This is a genomic window from Pseudomonas neustonica, from assembly GCF_003797945.1.
GTDB classification, from domain to species: domain Bacteria; phylum Pseudomonadota; class Gammaproteobacteria; order Pseudomonadales; family Pseudomonadaceae; genus Halopseudomonas; species Halopseudomonas neustonica.
In genome coordinates this window covers 1-17,676 of record NZ_RKKU01000037.1, presented here as the reverse complement: position 1 = coordinate 17,676, position 17,676 = coordinate 1, and the positions used below count along the sequence as shown (strand labels likewise).

Here is a 17,676-nt window from a genome sequence, read left to right as displayed (position 1 = left end):
ACTATCTGTCGGGGCCGGCAATTTTCCGCGATGACGGGATATGGTTCAGCAAGGTAGGAAGCAGCGACACTGCTCCTAGACCAGCAAACATATTCTGTGCGGATGGCAGAGCTACACTTGCCAATTAATGGTCTTTGCGCCAGATGGTGTCCCCGATATAAGGGTGACCAAGCATGCCAGACAGCGAAATGCAGCAGCTGTGGAGCACGTCTCACATCTCCGGTGGGAATGCATCCTATGTTGAAGAGCTTTATGAGCTCTACCTGCAAGATCCGAACAGTGTTGCCGAAGAATGGCGCAGCTATTTCCAAAAGCTGCCTCAGATAAACGGCCATGCCGGATCAGATGTTCCTCATTCCGCTATTCGCGACCATTTTCTCCTGCTGTCCAAAGGGAATCGCCGCCCTCAGGCAACTGCTGGCCAGGTCAGTACCGAGCACGAGAAAAAACAGGTCGATGTTCTTCGTCTGATCCATTCCTATCGTATGCGCGGCCATCAAGCTGCCAAACTCGATCCGTTGGGCCTGTGGAAGCGGGAGGAGATCGCTGACCTTACGCTGTCTGATTACGATCTTACCGAAGCCGATCTCGACACCGTATTTCGTACCGGCGAGCTGCAGTTCGGCACCGCTGAGGCGAGCCTGCGCGACACCATTGAAGGATTGCAGCAGACATACTGTTCAACCTTCGGCGCCGAGTACATGCATATCGTTGATTCCAGCCAGCGTCGCTGGTTTCAGCAACGTATGGAAAGTGTGCGCGGACGTCCGCAATTGGGCGCAGATACCAAGCGCCACTTGCTGGAGCGTTTGACTGCTGCAGAAGGTCTGGAAAAATATCTGGGTACCAAGTATCCGGGCACCAAGCGTTTTGGCGTTGAGGGCGGTGAAAGCCTGATCCCAATGCTGGACGAGATCATTCAGCGCTCAGGCTCCTACGGCACTCAGGAAATTGTTCTAGGCATGGCTCACCGTGGCCGCTTGAACGTGTTGGTCAATACGCTCGGCAAGAACCCGCGCGAGCTGTTTGACGAGTTTGAAGGTAAGAAGAAAGTCGACATGGGCTCCGGTGACGTCAAGTATCACCAGGGTTTTTCTTCCAACGTGATGACCTCCGGTGGCGAGGTGCATTTGGCGCTTGCGTTTAACCCTTCTCACCTGGAAATTGTGTCTCCGGTGGTTGAAGGTTCCGTACGCGCTCGTCAGGATCGTCGTCTGGACGCGGCGGGTGACAAAGTGCTGCCCATCAGTATCCATGGTGACGCTGCTTTCGCCGGGCAGGGCGTAGTCATGGAAACCTTCCAGATGTCGCAGACCCGTGCTTACAAGACGGGCGGCACCATCCACATTGTCATCAACAACCAGGTTGGTTTTACCACTAGCCGTCAGGACGATGCGCGCTCCACCGAGTATTGTACCGACGTCGCCAAGATGATTCAGGCGCCGATCTTTCACGTTAATGGCGATGATCCGGAAGCGGTGTTGTTTGTCACCCAGCTGGCGGTCGACTACCGCATGCAGTTCAAGCGTGACATCGTGATCGATCTGGTTTGTTACCGTCGTCGTGGCCACAACGAAGCTGACGAGCCGTCCGGCACTCAGCCGTTGATGTACGACATCATCACCAAACATGCCACGACGCGTGATATCTATGCCGATCGTCTGGTAGGCGAGGGCGTGCTGACCAAGGACGACGTTCAGGAGTACTTTGAGGAGTACCGTAACGCGCTGGATAACGGTGATCACGTGGTTAAGAGCCTGGTCAAAGAGCCTGATAGCAGCTCTTTTGTTGACTGGTCGCCTTACCTGAATCACAAATGGACTGCGCGTCACGACACCAGCTTTGACCTTAAGACCCTGCAGGAGCTGGCCAATAAGCTGACCGACCTGCCTGATGGGTTGGTACTGCAACGTCAGGTTAACAAGATCGTTGAAGATCGCCGTAAAATGGCCGCCGGTGCGCTAGCCCTTAACTGGGGTTTTGCCGAGACCATGGCCTACGCAACGCTGTTGCATGAGGGTCACCCGATCCGGATCTCGGGTCAGGACGTTGGCCGTGGCACCTTCTCCCACCGGCATGCGGTGCTGCATAGCCAGAATGACGGTCGTGCCTATGTTCCGCTACGCAAGCTTAGCGATAGCCAACCTCGTTTCGATATTTACGACTCCTTGTTGTCAGAAGAAGCCGTGCTGGCCTTTGAATATGGTTATGCAACCACAACACCTAACGCGTTGGTGGTATGGGAAGCCCAGTTTGGCGACTTTTTCAACGGCGCACAGGTGGTTGTAGACCAGTTCATCACTAGCGGTGAGAACAAGTGGGGGCGTCTGTGTGGTTTGACCATGCTGTTGCCGCATGGCTACGAAGGTCAGGGCCCAGAGCATTCTTCAGCTCGTTTGGAGCGCTTCCTGCAGCTGTCGGCGGAGCACAATATTCAGGTGTGTGTACCTTCTACGCCTGCTCAGGTTTACCACATGCTGCGCCGTCAGGTTATTCGCCCGCTGCGCAAGCCATTGATCGCGTTGACCCCCAAGTCATTGCTGCGTCACAAACTCGCAACTTCTACCCTGGAAGAACTGTCCGATGGTTCATTCCAGACGGTTATCCCGGAAGTTGACGCGATTGATCCGAAAAAGGTTGATCGTGTGGTTATGTGTAGCGGCAAGGTTTACTACGACCTGCTTGAGAAGCGTCGCAAGGAAGAGCTGGACAATATCGCGATCGTGCGTATTGAGCAGCTCTATCCTTTCCCGGAAGACGACCTCGGCGACGTGCTAGCGCCCTATAAGAACCTGAAAAAAGTGGTCTGGTGTCAGGAAGAGCCCATGAACCAGGGTGCGTGGTACTGCAGCCAGCACCATATGCGTCGGGTTCTGAACGACCACAAGACCAAAAATCTGTATCTGGACTACGCTGGACGAGAGGCTTCTGCCGCGCCGGCCTGCGGCCATCCTTCTATGCATGCCGAACAGCAGGAAAAGCTCCTGCAAGACGCTTTTACTGCCTGAGCTAAGGCGACAACAGAGAATTTATAAGGATCCACAATGGCTATTGAAATCAAAGCCCCTACTTTTCCGGAATCGGTTGCTGATGGCACAGTCGCTACTTGGCACAAACAACCGGGTGATGCGGTAAAGCGTGATGAACTGATCGTCGACATCGAAACTGACAAGGTGGTGATGGAAGTCCTGGCTGAAGCTGACGGTGTAATGGGCGATATTGCCAAGCCTGAAGGCGAAACCGTACTCAGTGGCGAAGTGCTGGGTACGCTGAAAGATGGCGAAGCAGCTGCGGCTGCTCCAGCTGCAGACAAGCCTGCTGAAAGCAAAGCTGAGTCGGCACCTGCGGCGCAAGAGTCCGGTGAAGAGCCCATGCTGTCTCCGGCTGCACGCAAGCTGGCTGAGGAAAACGGTCTGGCTGCTTCTGACATTGCTGGTACCGGCAAAGGCGGACGCGTCACCAAGGAAGATGTGTTGAACGCCATCGAAGCCAAGAAAAATGCACCTGCCGCGCCTGCTGCCAAGGCTGCTGCAGCACCGGCCGCGGCTGTTGCGACGCCCGAAGGTGACCGTGTAGAAAAACGTGTACCCATGACTCGCTTGCGCGCACGCATCGCCGAGCGTCTGGTTGATGCTCAATCCAGCATGGCGATGTTGACGACTTATAACGAAGTCAACATGAAGCCGATCATGGATCTGCGCAAAAAGTACAAGGATCTGTTTGAGAAGAAGCATGACGGTGTTCGTTTGGGCTTCATGTCTTTCTTCGTTAAAGCGGCTACCGAAGCACTCAAGCGTTATCCTGCGGTTAATGCTTCCATCGATGGCAATGATGTTGTCTATCACGGTTATCAGGATATCGGCGTCGCTGTATCCAGCGATCGTGGTCTGGTTGTGCCGATTTTGCGCAACACCGAGCACATGGGGCTGGCCCAGATTGAAGGCACCATTGCTGATTACGGCCGTAAGGCACGTGACGGCAAGCTGACCATGGAAGAAATGACCGGCGGTACTTTCACCATTTCCAATGGTGGTGTTTTCGGTTCACTGTTGTCTTCTCCTATCGTCAATCCCCCACAAGCGGCGATTCTGGGTATGCACAAGATCCAGGAACGTCCTATGGCTGAAAATGGCCAGGTGGTCGTGTTGCCTATGATGTATCTGGCACTGTCCTACGATCACCGCCTTATCGATGGTAAGGAAGCGGTCAGCTTCCTGGTTGCTATCAAGGACTTGCTGGAAGATCCGGCACGTCTGATTCTGGAAGTCTGATAAGGCTGCACGCTTTCAGCGGCAAAAGTACGCGCTGCTCAGCCGGGTTTTAAGCTGAGCAGTCTTCGGATTATTGCTGCCAATAGAGGATTTTGTTATGAGTCAGAAATACGATGTGGTCGTTATTGGTGCTGGCCCCGGCGGTTATGTTGCCGCTATCCGCGCCGCTCAGCTGGGTTTGAAAACCGCTTGTATCGAAAAGTACGTGGGCAAAGACGGTAAGTCGGCGCTTGGCGGTACCTGCTTGAACGTCGGTTGTATCCCGTCAAAGGCGCTGCTGGACAGCTCGTGGAAGTATCACGAAGCCAAAGACGGTTTCAAGATCCATGGTATTGATGTCAAGGGCATCAGCATGGATGTGCCGGCGATGATCGATCGCAAGGATAAAATCGTCAAGCAGTTCACCGGTGGCGTTTCCACCCTGTTCAAGGCTAACGGCGTAACCAGCATTGAAGGCCATGGCAAGCTGCTGGCTGGTAAAAAAGTTGAAGTAACGGCACCGGATGGCACGACTTCGATTATCGATGCAGAAAATGTGATCTTGGCGTCTGGCTCCGTGCCTATCGAGATTCCACCAGCACCGCTGACTGACGATACTATCGTCGATTCGACCGGCGCTTTGGAGTTCACCTCGGTACCCAAGAAGCTCGGCGTGATTGGCGCTGGCGTGATTGGTCTGGAGCTGGGTTCGGTATGGCGCCGCCTGGGTTCTGAAGTTGTTGTATTTGAAGCACTGGATACTTTCCTTGGCCTGGCTGATGAGCAGATTGCCAAGGAAGCGATGAAGACCTTTACCAAGCAGGGCTTGCAGGTTCGTCTTGGTGCGCGGGTTACCGGTACTGAGATCAAGCGTAAGCAGGTCGTGGTGTCGTTCTCCGATTCCGAGGGTGAGCAACAGCTGACATTTGACAAGCTGATTGTTGCAGTCGGTCGTCGTCCCTACACCGAAAACTTGCTCGCATCCGATTGCGGTATTGATCTGGACGAGCGCGGCATGGTCTTTGTTGACGACTATTGCGCTACTAGCGTGCCTGGTGTCTACGCAGTCGGCGATATGGTTCGCGGTCCTATGCTGGCCCACAAGTCCTCAGAAGAGGGTGTGATGGTTGCCGAGCGTATTGCCGGCCACAAGGCCGCCATGAACTACGACCTGGTTCCTTCTGTCATCTATACCCATCCGGAAATCGCATGGGTCGGTAAGAATGAGAAGCAGCTCAAGGCTGAAGGTGTTGAGTTCAACGTGGGTGTCTTCCCGTTCGCAGCCAATGGTCGCGCGGTTGCCGGTAATGATGCTGGCGGCATGGTCAAGATGATCGCTGATGCCAAGACCGACCGCGTGCTCGGTGTTCATGTTATTGGGCCAAGTGCCGCAGAACTGGTACAGCAGGGCGCTATCGCTATGGAATTCGGCACCAGTGCCGAAGATCTGGGCATGATGGTGTTCTCGCACCCAACGCTGTCTGAAGCGCTGCATGAAGCCGCATTGGCCGTGAATGGCCACGCCATTCATGTTGCAAACCGCAAGAAGCGTTAATATAGCCGTAACTGACCTGGTGGTTCTGGACTGACTGCCGGGTCTTTTGCGCAGAGAAATAATTTTGGCTGAGTGATCGGTCAGGCCACAACGAGGTGGTCAGCCAGTCTGGTTGGAAACAGGTTCACCCGAAGCACAGCTGCACTGCTGGTTACAAAATGTAACCCCGTAATGGCATGCAGTGTTTACCGTGTTCGGGCTGACAGGCTTCCGGCACGGCGGCATTGGTGGCGGCAACTCGAAGAGTGGCGGCTAGAAAGTAATTCCTACACGATCAAAACGGTAGATAAGCATGAATCTTCACGAATATCAGGGGAAGCAGCTGTTCGCTGAATACGGTCTTCCAGTATCCAAGGGCTATGCTGTTGACACTCCGGAAGACGCAGCAGACGCTTGCGACAAGATCGGCGGCGACATGTGGGTCGTCAAAGCACAGGTTCACGCTGGTGGTCGCGGTAAGGCTGGTGGTGTAAAGCTGGTCAAGAGCAAAGAAGAAGCCAAAGCCTTTGCCGAGAAGTGGCTGGGCCAGCGCTTGGTTACCTATCAAACTGACGCCAGTGGTCAGCCGGTCAGCAAGATTCTGGTTGAGTCATGCACTGATATCGCTCAGGAACTGTACCTGGGTGCGGTAGTTGATCGCTCTACTCGCCGTATCGTTTTCATGGCATCCACCGAAGGTGGTGTTGAAATCGAGAAGGTTGCTGAGGAAACTCCCGAGAAGATCCTCAAGGCGACCATCGATCCGCTGGTTGGCCCACAGCCTTATCAAGGCCGTGACCTGGCATTCCAGCTGGGTTTGAAGGGTGATCAGATCAAGCAGTTCACCAACATTTTTGTTGGTTTGGGCAAGTTGTTTGCCGACTACGATCTGGCGCTGTTGGAAATCAACCCGCTGGTCATCAAGGAAGACGGCAACCTGCATTGCCTGGATGCCAAGATCAATATCGACGGCAACGCCATGTATCGCCAGCCTAAGCTGCGCGCCATGCACGATCCGTCACAGGATGATCCACGCGAAGCCCACGCTGCCAAGTTCGAACTGAACTACGTTGCCCTGGAAGGTAACATCGGCTGCATGGTCAACGGTGCTGGCCTGGCCATGGGTACCATGGACATCGTCAACCTGAATGGCGGCAAGCCTGCCAACTTCCTGGATGTAGGCGGCGGCGCGACCAAAGAGCGCGTTACCGAAGCCTTCAAGATCATTCTGTCCGACTCCAACGTCGCTGCAGTTCTGGTTAACATCTTCGGTGGTATTGTTCGCTGCGACATGATTGCCGAAGGCATCATCGGTGCGGTGAAGGAAGTGGGCGTTAAAGTCCCTGTGGTCGTTCGCCTTGAAGGCAACAACGCCGATCTTGGCGCCAAGGTACTGGCCGAAAGTGGCCTGAACATCATCGCTGCAACCAGTCTGACCGACGCTGCCCAGCAAGTCGTCAAGGCCGCGGAGGGTAAATAATGAGCATCCTGATCAACAAAGACACCAAGGTAATCTGCCAGGGCTTCACCGGCTCGCAGGGCACCATGCACTCCGAACAAGCTATCGCTTACGGCACCAAGATGGTCGGCGGTGTTACACCGGGTAAAGGTGGCACTACTCACCTGAACCTGCCGGTTTTCAACACCGTACGCGAAGCTGTTGAAGCTACCGACGCTGATGCCAGCGTGATCTACGTACCTGCGCCGTTCTGTAAGGATTCCATCCTGGAAGCCGCTAACGCCGGTATCAAACTGATCGTCTGCATCACTGAAGGCATTCCTACCCTGGATATGCTGGAAGCCAAGGTTCGTTGCGACGAGCTGGGTGTGCGCCTGATTGGGCCTAACTGCCCTGGTGTTATCACCCCCGGTGAGTGCAAGATCGGCATCATGCCCGGCCACATTCACTTGCCAGGCAAGGTCGGTATTGTTTCCCGTTCCGGCACCCTGACTTATGAAGCGGTCAAGCAGACCACTGACGCTGGTTTTGGTCAGTCTTCTTGCGTTGGTATCGGTGGTGATCCGATCCCAGGCTCCAACTTTATCGACATTCTGGAAATGTTCGAGAAGGATCCTGCTACTGAAGCCATCGTTATGATCGGTGAGATCGGCGGCAGCGCAGAAGAAGAAGCGGCGGCCTATATCAAGGCTAACGTGAGCAAGCCTGTTGTGTCTTACATCGCTGGTGTTACTGCTCCGGCAGGCAAGCGTATGGGTCACGCTGGTGCGATCATCTCTGGCGGCAAGGGTACTGCCGACGAGAAGTTTGCCGCGCTGGAAGATGCTGGTGTTAAAACTGTGCGTTCACTGGCTGACATCGGTAAAGCTCTGTCCGAGCTGACCGGTTGGGCAATGAAATAAACACCTGATCTGATCAGATGTTGAACAAACCCCGCCAAGGCGGGGTTTTGTTTTTGTAACAACCGCTTTTCAACCTCAGTCATGACTAGATGGCTACGCAACAGCAGTCGCGTAGCGATAACAGTGGTTTAAAACACAGGGACGATACTATGCCGGGTTTTGATCGCATCAATAGCTTGCATCTGATGGTAGGCAGCTTTCAGGCAATATTGGCCTACGGCTTATATGAAGCAGCTGATCAGGGCGTATGGCCAGCAACTCACGCAGCTGCTTTTATCCCGCTGTTTATGCTGATGTTGTTCTTTCCCTTCGCATTCTATTGCGCAAATACCGCAGTCACCGTACGGCGCTGGCTGATTAGTTTTGCCGTCGCCTTTCTTGCAGTTTGTATTGGCTTTTATCAGGGTGTGACTGTGAGTGGTGTGCCCTCGGATGGCTCCGTTCTGGCATCTGATTGGTCACCTTCCCATGTGCAGGACTATTTACTGCCAGCCTTTATCTTGGGCATTGGTTTATTTCTTCTGGTGCCAGCGTTGGCTCTCTGCCAGTCGTATCGAGTCAATTATCCGCGCTGGATGCGCTCCTTGCATCAGAATGGGCAGCTTTTGCTACAGGCTGCCTTGGTACTTGGCTTGTTTTGGGCGTTATTGGCAACCGCTGCTGCCTTGTTTCAATTGATTGATCTTTCGTTCGTGCAGGATCTGATTGAGTGCAGCTGGTTTTCAATTCCGCTAAGTGTTTTGGTATTTTCTCACGGCGTATCCTTGGCAGTGCGTAACCACAATGTTGCAGATTATCTGTCTGAGCGGGTAGGTCTTCTGTGCAGTTGGCTCTATCCCATGGCGGCTGTGCTGGCGGTAGGCTTTGTGCTTAGCTGGTTAGCACAAGGGTTGGCAACGTTATTGGCTACGGGGCACGCAGCAAACTTGCTGCTCTGGTTTTCCACCCTGAGTTTACTGTTGCTTAATATGGCCACGCAGGGTGGCTTACCAACCGTTCGCAATGCCTTCTGGCTGCGCTGGGTTGCCTTGCTGGGCACCCTTGCGCTGGTGCCGATGACACTAGTAGCGGCCTATGCGCTTGGATTGCGCATTGAGCAGTATGGTCTGACGCCAGCAAGGATATGGGCAGCCTTCGTCAATCTTGTGTTGGTGCTCATGGTGCTGGGTTATCTTCTACACGCGGTGCTACAGGTGCTTGGTGCTGCTCGGTCTTGTATGGCATCGACTAATGCTTCTGCTGCGATTCTAGTGGTGCTGGGCATCCTGCTGATGCTGGCGGGCCCTCTGGATCCTCGCCGTCTGAGTGTGGATAGCCAAATGGCTCGGCTACAACAGGATCCGGCGACTGACGATCTTGCAGTGATTGGCTTTTTGGCTCGGGACGGCGGGCGCTTTGGAACCGAGGCGTTATTGCAGCTGGCCAAGCAAGATGGTGAGGAGGGGAGCGATGTTGCCCGGCGTGCGCTGTTGGCGCGTGAGCGGCTGGCGGGCTCCAATATCACCAAGATCGATGTCAGTGATGTGCTTGCTGGCTTGCCGACATTTCCTGTTGGCGTTAGCCTGCCGTCGGGTTTACACGAGGAGCTGGCCAAGCTCACGCTTCTGGCGAACTGTTCTGCTGATTTAGCGGATGTTAATGCTTGCCTGATCTGGAAGGTCAGGCTGCGCTCAGACGGTCCGGATGAGTACGTAATATTAAGCAGGCGATCCGATGTTGATTATCCTATGGGGGTTTTATGGCGGCAGGATGCTCAAGGCCAATGGGATACGGCCGGACGTATTGATCTTGATGCGGTGGGCTGTCGGCTTGAGAATGGCGCCCAGGCACTTTTCGATGCGGTGACCAAGGGGCAGGTGGATGTGCAGCCTAAACAGCAGCGTGACCTTATGGTGAACGGCGTAAGAATACCTACTACGACCTGGATGCAGGATAGTTGCAATTAGCCAGGTTCTATTAACGCGTGCGAGGAGCAGGGTTGCTTGACTCGTTCTGCCAACTGATAACTGATAACTGATGACAAAGACTCTTAGACCACTCGACGTGTTGGCGTTAGGCTTTATGACCTTCGCGTTATTTCTCGGTGCGGGTAACGTTATTTTTCCACCCAGTGCCGGGCTGGCAGCCGGCGAGCAGATGTTACCGACGGCTATTGGCTTTTTGCTGACCGCGGTAGGACTTCCGCTGCTTACGCTGATTGCACTGGCCCGCGTAGGCGGTGGCCTCGCAGAGTTGACCTCGCCCCTGGGGTATTGGCCAGGCCTGCTGCTCAGTGTTGCTGTGTATCTGGCCATAGGTCCGCTGTTTGCCACCCCGCGCACTGCTGTGGTGTCTTACGAGCTCGGCGTGGTTCCCTTTGTGCAGGACAGCTGGCAAGCGTTGTTGGGATACAGCACGTTGTATTTCGCTGCGGTCATCTTTCTCGCATTGAAGCCGGGACAGTTGGTCGATCGAGTGGGTAAATATATTACGCCAATACTATTGATTGGCCTGGTATTGCTTGGCGCCGCAGCGACTTTCTTTCCGGCCGGTGAAATGGCCAGTGTCGCGCCAGATTATAAAGAAGGCGCTTTGGTCAAAGGCTTTCTACAAGGCTATCTAACCATGGATACGCTGGGCGCTTTGGTCTACGGCATCGTTATTACTACTGCCATCCGTGACCGCGGCGTAGGTACTGAACGTCTGATTACCCGTTACACGGTTATGGCTGCGTTGGTGGCGGCAATGGGGTTATCGTTAGTCTATTTCGCGCTGTTTTACCTTGGCTCTACCAGTTCAGCGCTGGTGGGCGCTGATGCTAACGGTGGTGAAATACTGTCCGCTTATGTGCAGTTTCGCTTTGGCACCGCTGGCAGCCTGTTGCTGGCAGTGGTGATTATTCTTGCCTGTATGACCACCGCAGTGGGCCTACTTACGGCCTGTGGCGAGTTTTTCAGCAAGCTATTACCGTTCAGTTACGCACAGGTGGTTTGGGCGTTTGGGGTTTTCAGCATGCTGGTTGCTAACCAGGGTCTGGATTCGCTTATCAAAGTGTCCATTCCGGTGCTGGTAGGCTTGTATCCGCTAGCGATTGTGTTGGTTTGTCTTAGCCTGTTGGGGCAGCGGTTGGCCAGACCGCAAAATATTATGCGACCGGTGATGCTGGTAACGCTTGTATTTGGTGTGATTGATGGGCTCAAGGCGGCAGGTTTTATCCCGGCAGAGGGTACCTGGCTGGATATATTGCCCTTGGCGGGCCAAAGTCTGGGTTGGCTAATACCCGTTTTGGTTACGCTATTGCTGGCTATACTTATTGAATATCTGCGTTTGGGCCGCTTGGTTACCCAGGCCGATTAACCCGCGCGAGCGGCACAGCCCGCGCTTGTGTTGATAATGTAGTGCAATCTATTTCGAGCAATCGCAGGGAGTGTTAATGCCATCAATGCCGTCGATACCAGACGCAGGTAGTCTTTGGATCAATTTATTTGCCATTAGCTGGTTTCTGCTGTGCTGGGTTGGTTACACCTATTATGCCCAGCACAAGGGGCGTGATACCGCGTGTCTGGCTAGTGTGCTGCACCTCTATCGGCGGGACTGGATGAATCGTCTGCTGTTGCGCGAGCAGCGCATGTCGGACGCCAGCGTGATCGGCAACCTGGAGCGTAATACGTCGTTTTTTGCCTCCAGTACGCTGCTCATTCTCGCCGGTTTGATTACGGTCCTGGGGGCTACCGACCGCGCTCAGAACCTGCTGCACGAACTTCCTTTTGTCGCGCCGGTGAGTCGTGAGATTTCCGAACTCAAGCTACTGGTGCTGATGGCGATTTTTGTTTACGCGTTTTTTACTTTCTCGTGGGGGATGCGGCAGTACAATTTTGCGTCCGTGTTGCTGGGCTCGGCACCCCTGCTAGGTGAGAAGAATGTGACCGAGGCAGAGAAAAAGGCATACGCTGATCGAATGGCGCGGGTTATTTCCTTAGCGGGTAATGAATTTAACCTTGGCTTGAGAGCCTATTATTTTGCTTTGGGCACGCTGACCTGGTTTATCAACCCGTTGCTGTTCATTATCACCACAGCGGGTGTTGTATGGGTTCTTTATCGGCGAGAGTTTCATTCAGATGTGTTGGATATCATGATGTTCAGCCCGGCTCCGATTGCGCCGCCCACTCCTCAGGAGAAGATTGAATGAGCTTTCCACTATGGTGTTTGTTTTGTGCCGCGTTAATGCTGGTGTTGACCAAGGCGCCCGTCGTTGTAGCAATGGCGCGTAGCGGCGAGAAGGGCTATGACAACTCGCATCCACGAGCGCAGCAAAACGCGCTCACGGGCTGGGGAGCCCGAGCGATGGCGGCGCACGCCAACATGTTTGAGGCTTTCCCGCTGTTTGCTGCTGCTGTGTTGGTGGTCCAGGTGACGGGCACCATAGGCACACTGGCTAACGTGTTGGCCGGTATGTTCATCGTTGCACGGATCCTTTACACCTTGTTATATCTGGCGGATCGCGCGACGCTGCGCAGCCTGGTGTGGGGTGTTGGCTTTATCAGCTGTCTGGTTATGTTGCTGTTGCCTGCTATGCGCTGAGGGCACGCTCACGACACAAGGAGAGGTCGAGGGGAAGGGCGATGCTGGTGTTACGAGGGGGATAGAATAAGGGCATGCCGAAGCATGCCCTCATGTACTTACTCTTCTACAGCACGTTCCATGGATTCCTTGGACTCTACCGCAGCGTCTTTCACTGCTTCGCCCTTGTCTTCCACGTAGTCAGCTGAGGCATCGTAAGCTTCTTCGATGTTCTCGCCAGCGGCGTCCATCTTGTCTTCGATGACTTCACCGGTGGTTTTTTCGTTACCGGTGGCTTCACGGGCTTTCTGCTCTACCGCATCGCCAGTCTCTTCAGCGGCGTCACCCATGCTCTCAACCGCTTCGGAAACGTTTTCCTGCGCGCGGTCCATCTTGTCTTCTGGCTCGTCCTGACAGCCGGCAACCAAGCCGACCGCACTGACCAACATCGCAGCTGCAAACAATTTTTTCATCTAGATCTCCTTGAAGATGAAAACAGGTTCATCTTTACGTGCTTGTTATAGGTGTTACTGCGCTTCTTGGGCTTTTTGCTCGATGGCATCACCGGTTTCTTCTGCTGCATCGCCCATACTATCGACGGCGTCAGACATCGAATCGGCGGCGTTCTCCATCTTGTCTTCGGGTTCATCCTGACAACCGGCCAGAAGACCCAAACCCGCCATTAAGATAGCTGCAAAGGCTAATTTTTTCATCGTAATTCTCCATGGTGATGATATTAAGTGTCAGCAATATAGGCCGTGATACGTGCGCTAAGTTCCGTTGGCTATGCTTTCTGGAGTCAAAACTGTGATCTGGGTAGTATGATCAGCTTATGTTGCCCCTGGCACAGCTGGAACCGGAATGAGATATGAGTAGTATTCAAGAGCGAGCGCACAATTTTCTGTCGGTGTTACGGCATTGTCAGCACCTGGGTCTCACCATTGAGCAAGCGGATGAGCAAGGGCTGGTGATAAAGCTGCCCTACAGCGAAAAGATAGTCGGAAACCCGGTTACCGGGTTGATACACGGCGGTGCCATTACCACCCTGATGGATACCTGTTGCGGTATCTCTACCGTTTGCTACCTACCCAGTTTTGAGATCTGCCCCACTCTGGACCTGCGTATTGACTATATGCGTCCTGCTGAACCCGGCAAGGCTATTTATGGTTTTGCGGAGTGCTATCGGGTTACGCCCACCGTTATTTTTACCCGTGGCGTCGCCTATCAGGACGACAAGGAACAGCCCATAGCACATGTGGTAGGCACCTTTATGCGCATGGGCAAAGGGGCCGAGCCAAAGGCGTTGGATGGAAACGGTGAGGGGGCGAGTGTATGAGCCTTAATGAAATTGAAGTTCAGCAAGTAGTTGCCAGCTCACATCAAACGGGTGATTACAGTCCTTTGGTAAAACTGATTCCCTATGCCAGCATGATCGGCATGCAGGTCACTCGTCTGGGGGATGAAGCGGTATTCAGTCTGCCCAAGTCAGAAGACAATATTGGTAACCCGGTACTGCCAGCGTTGCATGGCGGGGTAATTGCCGGTTTTATGGAACAGTCTGCGATGCTGCATCTGATGATTTTCATGAACAGTGCGGTATTTCCCAAAATCATCGACTTCTCGGTGGATTACCTGCGTGCCGGGTTGTACCGTGACACTTACGCGACCTGTCAGGTTTGGCGGCAGGGGCGGCGGGTAGGCAATGTTGCCATCACCGCCTGGCAGACGCGTTCGAAAGAGCCGATCGCCACCGCAAGAGCACATTTCAAGCTCGATTAGCATTCTGATGGGAGTAGCAAGAAGACATGGAAAGCCTGTTGATATTGAGTGGCTTGGTTGCGTGTCTCTGCGCCTGGGTCTGGTTGGCTGTTGCTAGCCGGCGGTTGTCGGTTGGACTCTTTGTGGTTGCGCTGATTGCCCCGGTGCTAACGCTGTTTATGCGCGGCAAGGGTTATTCACGTCCTGCTCGCGCATTATTGCTTATGGGCATGGTGATCGCTCTGGGCGGGCTGGCCTTAATGTCTCAGCAGCGACCACAGCAATTTGAGCAATTGATATCTGGCCGCTGGGCCGAACAGCCCGCTGAGAGTGCGTTGAGTGGCATGCTGATGGAGCAGCCTTTTGCACCTAATGACGTGCGTTGGCAAGGTAAGCATCTGATCTTTACGGAAAAGGTGGGGGAGCGCATCCGTCGTTCGTTGGTGATCAAGTTTGATCGTGCTGAATCCCTACTTCAAGGTACGGCGATTGACCTCTTGCCCGGTGACCCGGGGCCCTGGCCTGAAATCGTGCTGCAGTGGTATACGGGCGCGCTTGAGCCGCCGGGCCTCCGACGGCTGGATGGTGCCTACAGTATGAGCTTGTCCCTGGCTGCTCAAGGCACCGATCAGACTCGCATGACAGTGCACCTGCATTTGCCTGCCGATTATGCGACTCGTCTGACCGGCACTGTGTTGTTGCAGGACCAGCCACAATGGCTCGGTAAGTCGGCAACAGTCGCGCCAATTGTTGAGGCAGCACCTGAGCCTGAGGTCTTCGTGCCGGAGTGGCAAGAGGTGAGTGTGCTCGCCTTGCTGGACGAACCACGTGCCTACATAGGGAAAACGGTGCGCCTTTCGACCACCTCGGGCAAGGTGTTCTCGGGTTTGCTTAAAGAAGTGACAGCGCAGAAGCGCGTCGTCCTCTCGCTACCGCAGGGCGCCAATCAGGTCGATTTCCAGTTTCATCCGGTCGATATCCAGCTACTTGAGATGCGCAGGCGCTGAGGGATTTGCGTCCGCGTTGTCGGCTGGACCTTGAAAAAAATCAGACCGTCCCCATTTTCTCTCCATGTGCTGGCTTCTTTAGGCCACGTTTCAACTGAACGCTATGGAGATAATTCGACATGACCGTGGAAAGCAAAAAGGAAACGCTTGGGTTTCAGACTGAGGTAAAGCAACTGCTGCACCTCATGATCCATTCTATGTACTCGAACAAGGAAATTTTCCTGCGCGAGCTGGTTTCCAATGCGTCAGACGCTTCAGACAAGCTGCGCTTTGAGGCCATTGCCCAGCCCGAGCTGCTGGAAGATCAGCCTGATCTGCGCATCCGCATCAGCTCTGATGATAAAGCCAATACGCTGACCATCGAAGATAACGGTATTGGTATGTCGCGCCAGGAAGTCATTGACCACCTGGGTACCATCGCCAAATCCGGTACCGCAGCGTTCATGCAACAACTCAGTGGTGACCAGAAAAAAGACGCCAGTCTGATTGGTCAATTCGGTGTTGGTTTTTACAGCGCGTTCATTGTGGCCGACAAGGTAGAGGTCTTTACTCGTCGTGCTGGCCTTGATGCTGCCGAGGGCGTGCATTGGGAATCAGCGGGTGAAGGTGAGTTCAGCATCGCCACGGTTGAAAAGCCCGAGCGCGGTACGCGCATCGTGCTGCACCTCAAGCCAGCCGAATCCGAATTTGCTGACGGTTTCCGTCTGCGCAATGTGGTCACCAAATACTCCGACCATATCTCCTTGCCGATTGAGCTGCCCAAACAGCACCATGGTGAAGAAGCCGAGAAGCCTGCAGAGACCGAGTGGGAAAGTGTCAACCGCGCCAGTGCACTCTGGACTCGTCCGCGCACCGAGGTCAAGGACGAAGAGTACCAAGAGTTCTACAAGCATGTAGCGCATGATTTTGAGAATCCGCTGAGCTGGAGTCACAACAAGGTCGAGGGCAAGCTGGAGTACACCAGCCTGTTGTACGTGCCTGGTCGTGCACCTTTTGACCTGTACCAGCGTGAAGCTCCCCGTGGTCTGAAACTCTATGTTCAGCGCGTATTCATCATGGACGACGCCGAGCAGTTCCTGCCCTTGTACCTTCGCTTCATCAAGGGTGTGGTCGACTCCAACGATCTGTCGCTGAACGTTTCGCGTGAGATCCTGCAGAAAGATCCGGCTATCGACAGCATGAAGTCCGCCCTGACCAAGCGCACACTCGATATGCTTGGCAAGCTGGCCAAGAACGAGCCCGAGCAGTACGCCAACTTCTGGAAGGCGTTCGGTAGTGTGTTGAAGGAAGGCCCTGCAGAAGATTATGCCAACCGCGAGAAGGTGGCGAGCCTGTTGCGCTTCGCGTCTACTCAGCAGAACGACGACAGCGAAGTGGTTAGCCTGGATACCTACATCGAGCGCATGGTTGAGGGGCAGGACAAGATCTATTACCTCACTGGCGAGCGCTACAACCAGGTCAAGAACAGCCCGCACCTGGAGATCTTCCGTAAGAAGGGTATCGAAGTTCTGCTGCTGACCGACCGTATCGACGAATGGCTGATGAGCCACCTGACCGAGTACAACGGCAAGCAGTTCATCGACATCGCTCGTGGTGACCTGGACCTTGGCAAGCTTGAAGGTGAAGAAGACAAGCAGGCGCAGGAAAAGCAGGCTGAAGCCAAGGCCGATCTGGTCAAGCGTATTCAAGAGGCGCTGAAAGATGAACTGCAAGAGGTACGCGTTTCTCACCGTCTGACTGACTCCCCGGCTGTGTTGGTGATCAATGAAGACGATATGGGCCTGCAGATGCGCAAGATTCTGGAAGCAACCGGCCAGAAAGCACCTGAGAGTAAGCCCATTCTGGAAATCAACACCAGCCATCCTCTGCTCGATAAGCTGGATAACGAGCAGGACGAAGCACGCTTTGCCGACCTGAGTCAGATCCTGTTCGATCAGGCTGCATTGGCTGCAGGCGAGGCGCTGCAGGACCCGGCCGCTTATGTACGCCGGCTCAATGCGCTGCTGGTAGAACTGAGCAGCTAAGCGCTAAGGCAGATCACATGACGTGGTCTGCCGGTCGCACAGACCTTGTTACGAAAGATGCCTGCTTATGCAGGCATTTTTTATGGTGCGCCCGGCAGGGCGCACTCACTTGGAGGTGAAAGTCCTCTACACGCCCGGCAAGGGGAAGTGTTAGCCAGAGGCAAGGGTGTCGCGGGTGACTGCGAATCTGGAGGAAGCCCGAG

15 protein-coding genes are annotated in these 17,676 nt (G+C 54.3%); 13 read left to right on the top strand and 2 right to left on the bottom strand.

Features of this window, described 5'->3' with window-relative positions:
• Window positions 1-173 precede the first annotated feature (173 nt).
• From EF096_RS18705 to EF096_RS18665, 9 genes are all read left to right on the top strand, one after another.
• Window positions 174-3,008, top strand: coding sequence for a 2-oxoglutarate dehydrogenase E1 component (locus EF096_RS18705; protein WP_123891281.1), 2,835 nt, complete (start codon window positions 174-176; stop codon window positions 3,006-3,008).
• 36 nt (window positions 3,009-3,044) lie between these two features.
• Window positions 3,045-4,271, top strand: a complete 1,227-nt coding sequence (gene odhB / locus EF096_RS18700) for a 2-oxoglutarate dehydrogenase complex dihydrolipoyllysine-residue succinyltransferase (protein ID WP_123891280.1) — start codon at window positions 3,045-3,047, stop codon at window positions 4,269-4,271.
• 97 nt (window positions 4,272-4,368) lie between these two features.
• Complete coding sequence (gene lpdA, locus EF096_RS18695; RefSeq protein WP_123891279.1) at window positions 4,369-5,805, top strand: dihydrolipoyl dehydrogenase; 1,437 nt, start codon at window positions 4,369-4,371, stop codon at window positions 5,803-5,805.
• 292 nt (window positions 5,806-6,097) lie between these two features.
• Complete coding sequence (gene sucC / locus EF096_RS18690) at window positions 6,098-7,264, top strand: ADP-forming succinate--CoA ligase subunit beta (protein ID WP_123891278.1); 1,167 nt, start codon at window positions 6,098-6,100, stop codon at window positions 7,262-7,264.
• The gene (gene sucD / locus EF096_RS18685; protein WP_123891277.1) at window positions 7,264-8,145 is read left to right on the top strand and encodes a succinate--CoA ligase subunit alpha; all 882 of its coding nucleotides are present in this window, start codon (window positions 7,264-7,266) and stop codon (window positions 8,143-8,145) included. Before sucC ends, sucD begins: the two co-directional genes overlap by 1 nt.
• A 149-nt stretch (window positions 8,146-8,294) precedes the next feature.
• Complete coding sequence (locus tag EF096_RS18680; protein WP_158611317.1) at window positions 8,295-10,091, top strand: DUF4153 domain-containing protein; 1,797 nt, start codon at window positions 8,295-8,297, stop codon at window positions 10,089-10,091.
• Between the two features lie 70 nt (window positions 10,092-10,161).
• The gene (gene brnQ, locus EF096_RS18675) at window positions 10,162-11,481 is read left to right on the top strand and encodes a branched-chain amino acid transport system II carrier protein (protein WP_123891275.1); all 1,320 of its coding nucleotides are present in this window, start codon (window positions 10,162-10,164) and stop codon (window positions 11,479-11,481) included.
• An 85-nt stretch (window positions 11,482-11,566) separates the two neighbouring features.
• Window positions 11,567-12,313, top strand: coding sequence for a DUF599 domain-containing protein (locus EF096_RS18670; RefSeq protein WP_123891294.1), 747 nt, complete (start codon window positions 11,567-11,569; stop codon window positions 12,311-12,313).
• Window positions 12,310-12,705, top strand: a complete 396-nt coding sequence (locus EF096_RS18665) for an MAPEG family protein (protein WP_123891274.1) — start codon at window positions 12,310-12,312, stop codon at window positions 12,703-12,705. Before EF096_RS18670 ends, EF096_RS18665 begins: the two co-directional genes overlap by 4 nt.
• A 98-nt stretch (window positions 12,706-12,803) precedes the next feature.
• Here the strand turns inward: EF096_RS18665 and EF096_RS18660 are convergent, their stop codons facing one another.
• Window positions 12,804-13,157 (bottom strand): hypothetical protein, encoded by a 354-nt coding sequence (locus EF096_RS18660; RefSeq protein ID WP_177412373.1) that lies wholly within the window; start codon window positions 13,155-13,157, stop codon window positions 12,804-12,806.
• A gap of 54 nt (window positions 13,158-13,211) precedes the next feature.
• Window positions 13,212-13,397 carry a YtxH domain-containing protein gene (locus tag EF096_RS18655; protein WP_123891273.1) on the bottom strand — a complete coding sequence of 62 codons (186 nt, stop codon included), beginning with the start codon at window positions 13,395-13,397 and terminating at the stop codon, window positions 13,212-13,214.
• A gap of 155 nt (window positions 13,398-13,552) precedes the next feature.
• Here EF096_RS18655 and EF096_RS18650 point away from each other — a divergent pair, with 155 nt between their 5' ends.
• The 4 genes from EF096_RS18650 (at window position 13,553) to htpG (ending at window position 17,473) form a co-directional block, all read left to right on the top strand.
• Window positions 13,553-14,020: a PaaI family thioesterase gene (locus tag EF096_RS18650; RefSeq protein ID WP_123891272.1), complete on the top strand. Its 468-nt coding sequence runs from the start codon at window positions 13,553-13,555 to the stop codon at window positions 14,018-14,020.
• The gene (locus EF096_RS18645; protein ID WP_123891271.1) at window positions 14,017-14,463 is read left to right on the top strand and encodes a PaaI family thioesterase; all 447 of its coding nucleotides are present in this window, start codon (window positions 14,017-14,019) and stop codon (window positions 14,461-14,463) included. The genes EF096_RS18650 and EF096_RS18645 overlap by 4 nt, the downstream gene beginning before the upstream one ends.
• Before the next feature lie 26 nt (window positions 14,464-14,489).
• Complete coding sequence (locus EF096_RS18640; protein ID WP_123891270.1) at window positions 14,490-15,449, top strand: hypothetical protein; 960 nt, start codon at window positions 14,490-14,492, stop codon at window positions 15,447-15,449.
• 119 nt (window positions 15,450-15,568) lie between these two features.
• A complete protein-coding gene (gene htpG / locus EF096_RS18635; protein WP_123891269.1) occupies window positions 15,569-17,473 on the top strand; it encodes a molecular chaperone HtpG in 1,905 nt (634 codons plus the stop codon).
• Window positions 17,474-17,676: the final 203 nt, after the last annotated feature.

Coding starts and splice junctions, on each gene's coding strand:
- EF096_RS18705 (WP_123891281.1), top strand. CDS start 174: ATGCCAGACAGCGAAATGCAGCAGCTGTGGAGCACGTCTCACATCTCC.
- odhB (WP_123891280.1), top strand. CDS start 3,045: ATGGCTATTGAAATCAAAGCCCCTACTTTTCCGGAATCGGTTGCTGAT.
- lpdA (WP_123891279.1), top strand. CDS start 4,369: ATGAGTCAGAAATACGATGTGGTCGTTATTGGTGCTGGCCCCGGCGGT.
- sucC (WP_123891278.1), top strand. CDS start 6,098: ATGAATCTTCACGAATATCAGGGGAAGCAGCTGTTCGCTGAATACGGT.
- sucD (WP_123891277.1), top strand. CDS start 7,264: ATGAGCATCCTGATCAACAAAGACACCAAGGTAATCTGCCAGGGCTTC.
- EF096_RS18680 (WP_158611317.1), top strand. CDS start 8,295: ATGCCGGGTTTTGATCGCATCAATAGCTTGCATCTGATGGTAGGCAGC.
- brnQ (WP_123891275.1), top strand. CDS start 10,162: ATGACAAAGACTCTTAGACCACTCGACGTGTTGGCGTTAGGCTTTATG.
- EF096_RS18670 (WP_123891294.1), top strand. CDS start 11,567: ATGCCGTCGATACCAGACGCAGGTAGTCTTTGGATCAATTTATTTGCC.
- EF096_RS18665 (WP_123891274.1), top strand. CDS start 12,310: ATGAGCTTTCCACTATGGTGTTTGTTTTGTGCCGCGTTAATGCTGGTG.
- EF096_RS18660 (WP_177412373.1), bottom strand. CDS start 13,157: ATGAAAAAATTGTTTGCAGCTGCGATGTTGGTCAGTGCGGTCGGCTTG.
- EF096_RS18655 (WP_123891273.1), bottom strand. CDS start 13,397: ATGAAAAAATTAGCCTTTGCAGCTATCTTAATGGCGGGTTTGGGTCTT.
- EF096_RS18650 (WP_123891272.1), top strand. CDS start 13,553: ATGAGTAGTATTCAAGAGCGAGCGCACAATTTTCTGTCGGTGTTACGG.
- EF096_RS18645 (WP_123891271.1), top strand. CDS start 14,017: ATGAGCCTTAATGAAATTGAAGTTCAGCAAGTAGTTGCCAGCTCACAT.
- EF096_RS18640 (WP_123891270.1), top strand. CDS start 14,490: ATGGAAAGCCTGTTGATATTGAGTGGCTTGGTTGCGTGTCTCTGCGCC.
- htpG (WP_123891269.1), top strand. CDS start 15,569: ATGACCGTGGAAAGCAAAAAGGAAACGCTTGGGTTTCAGACTGAGGTA.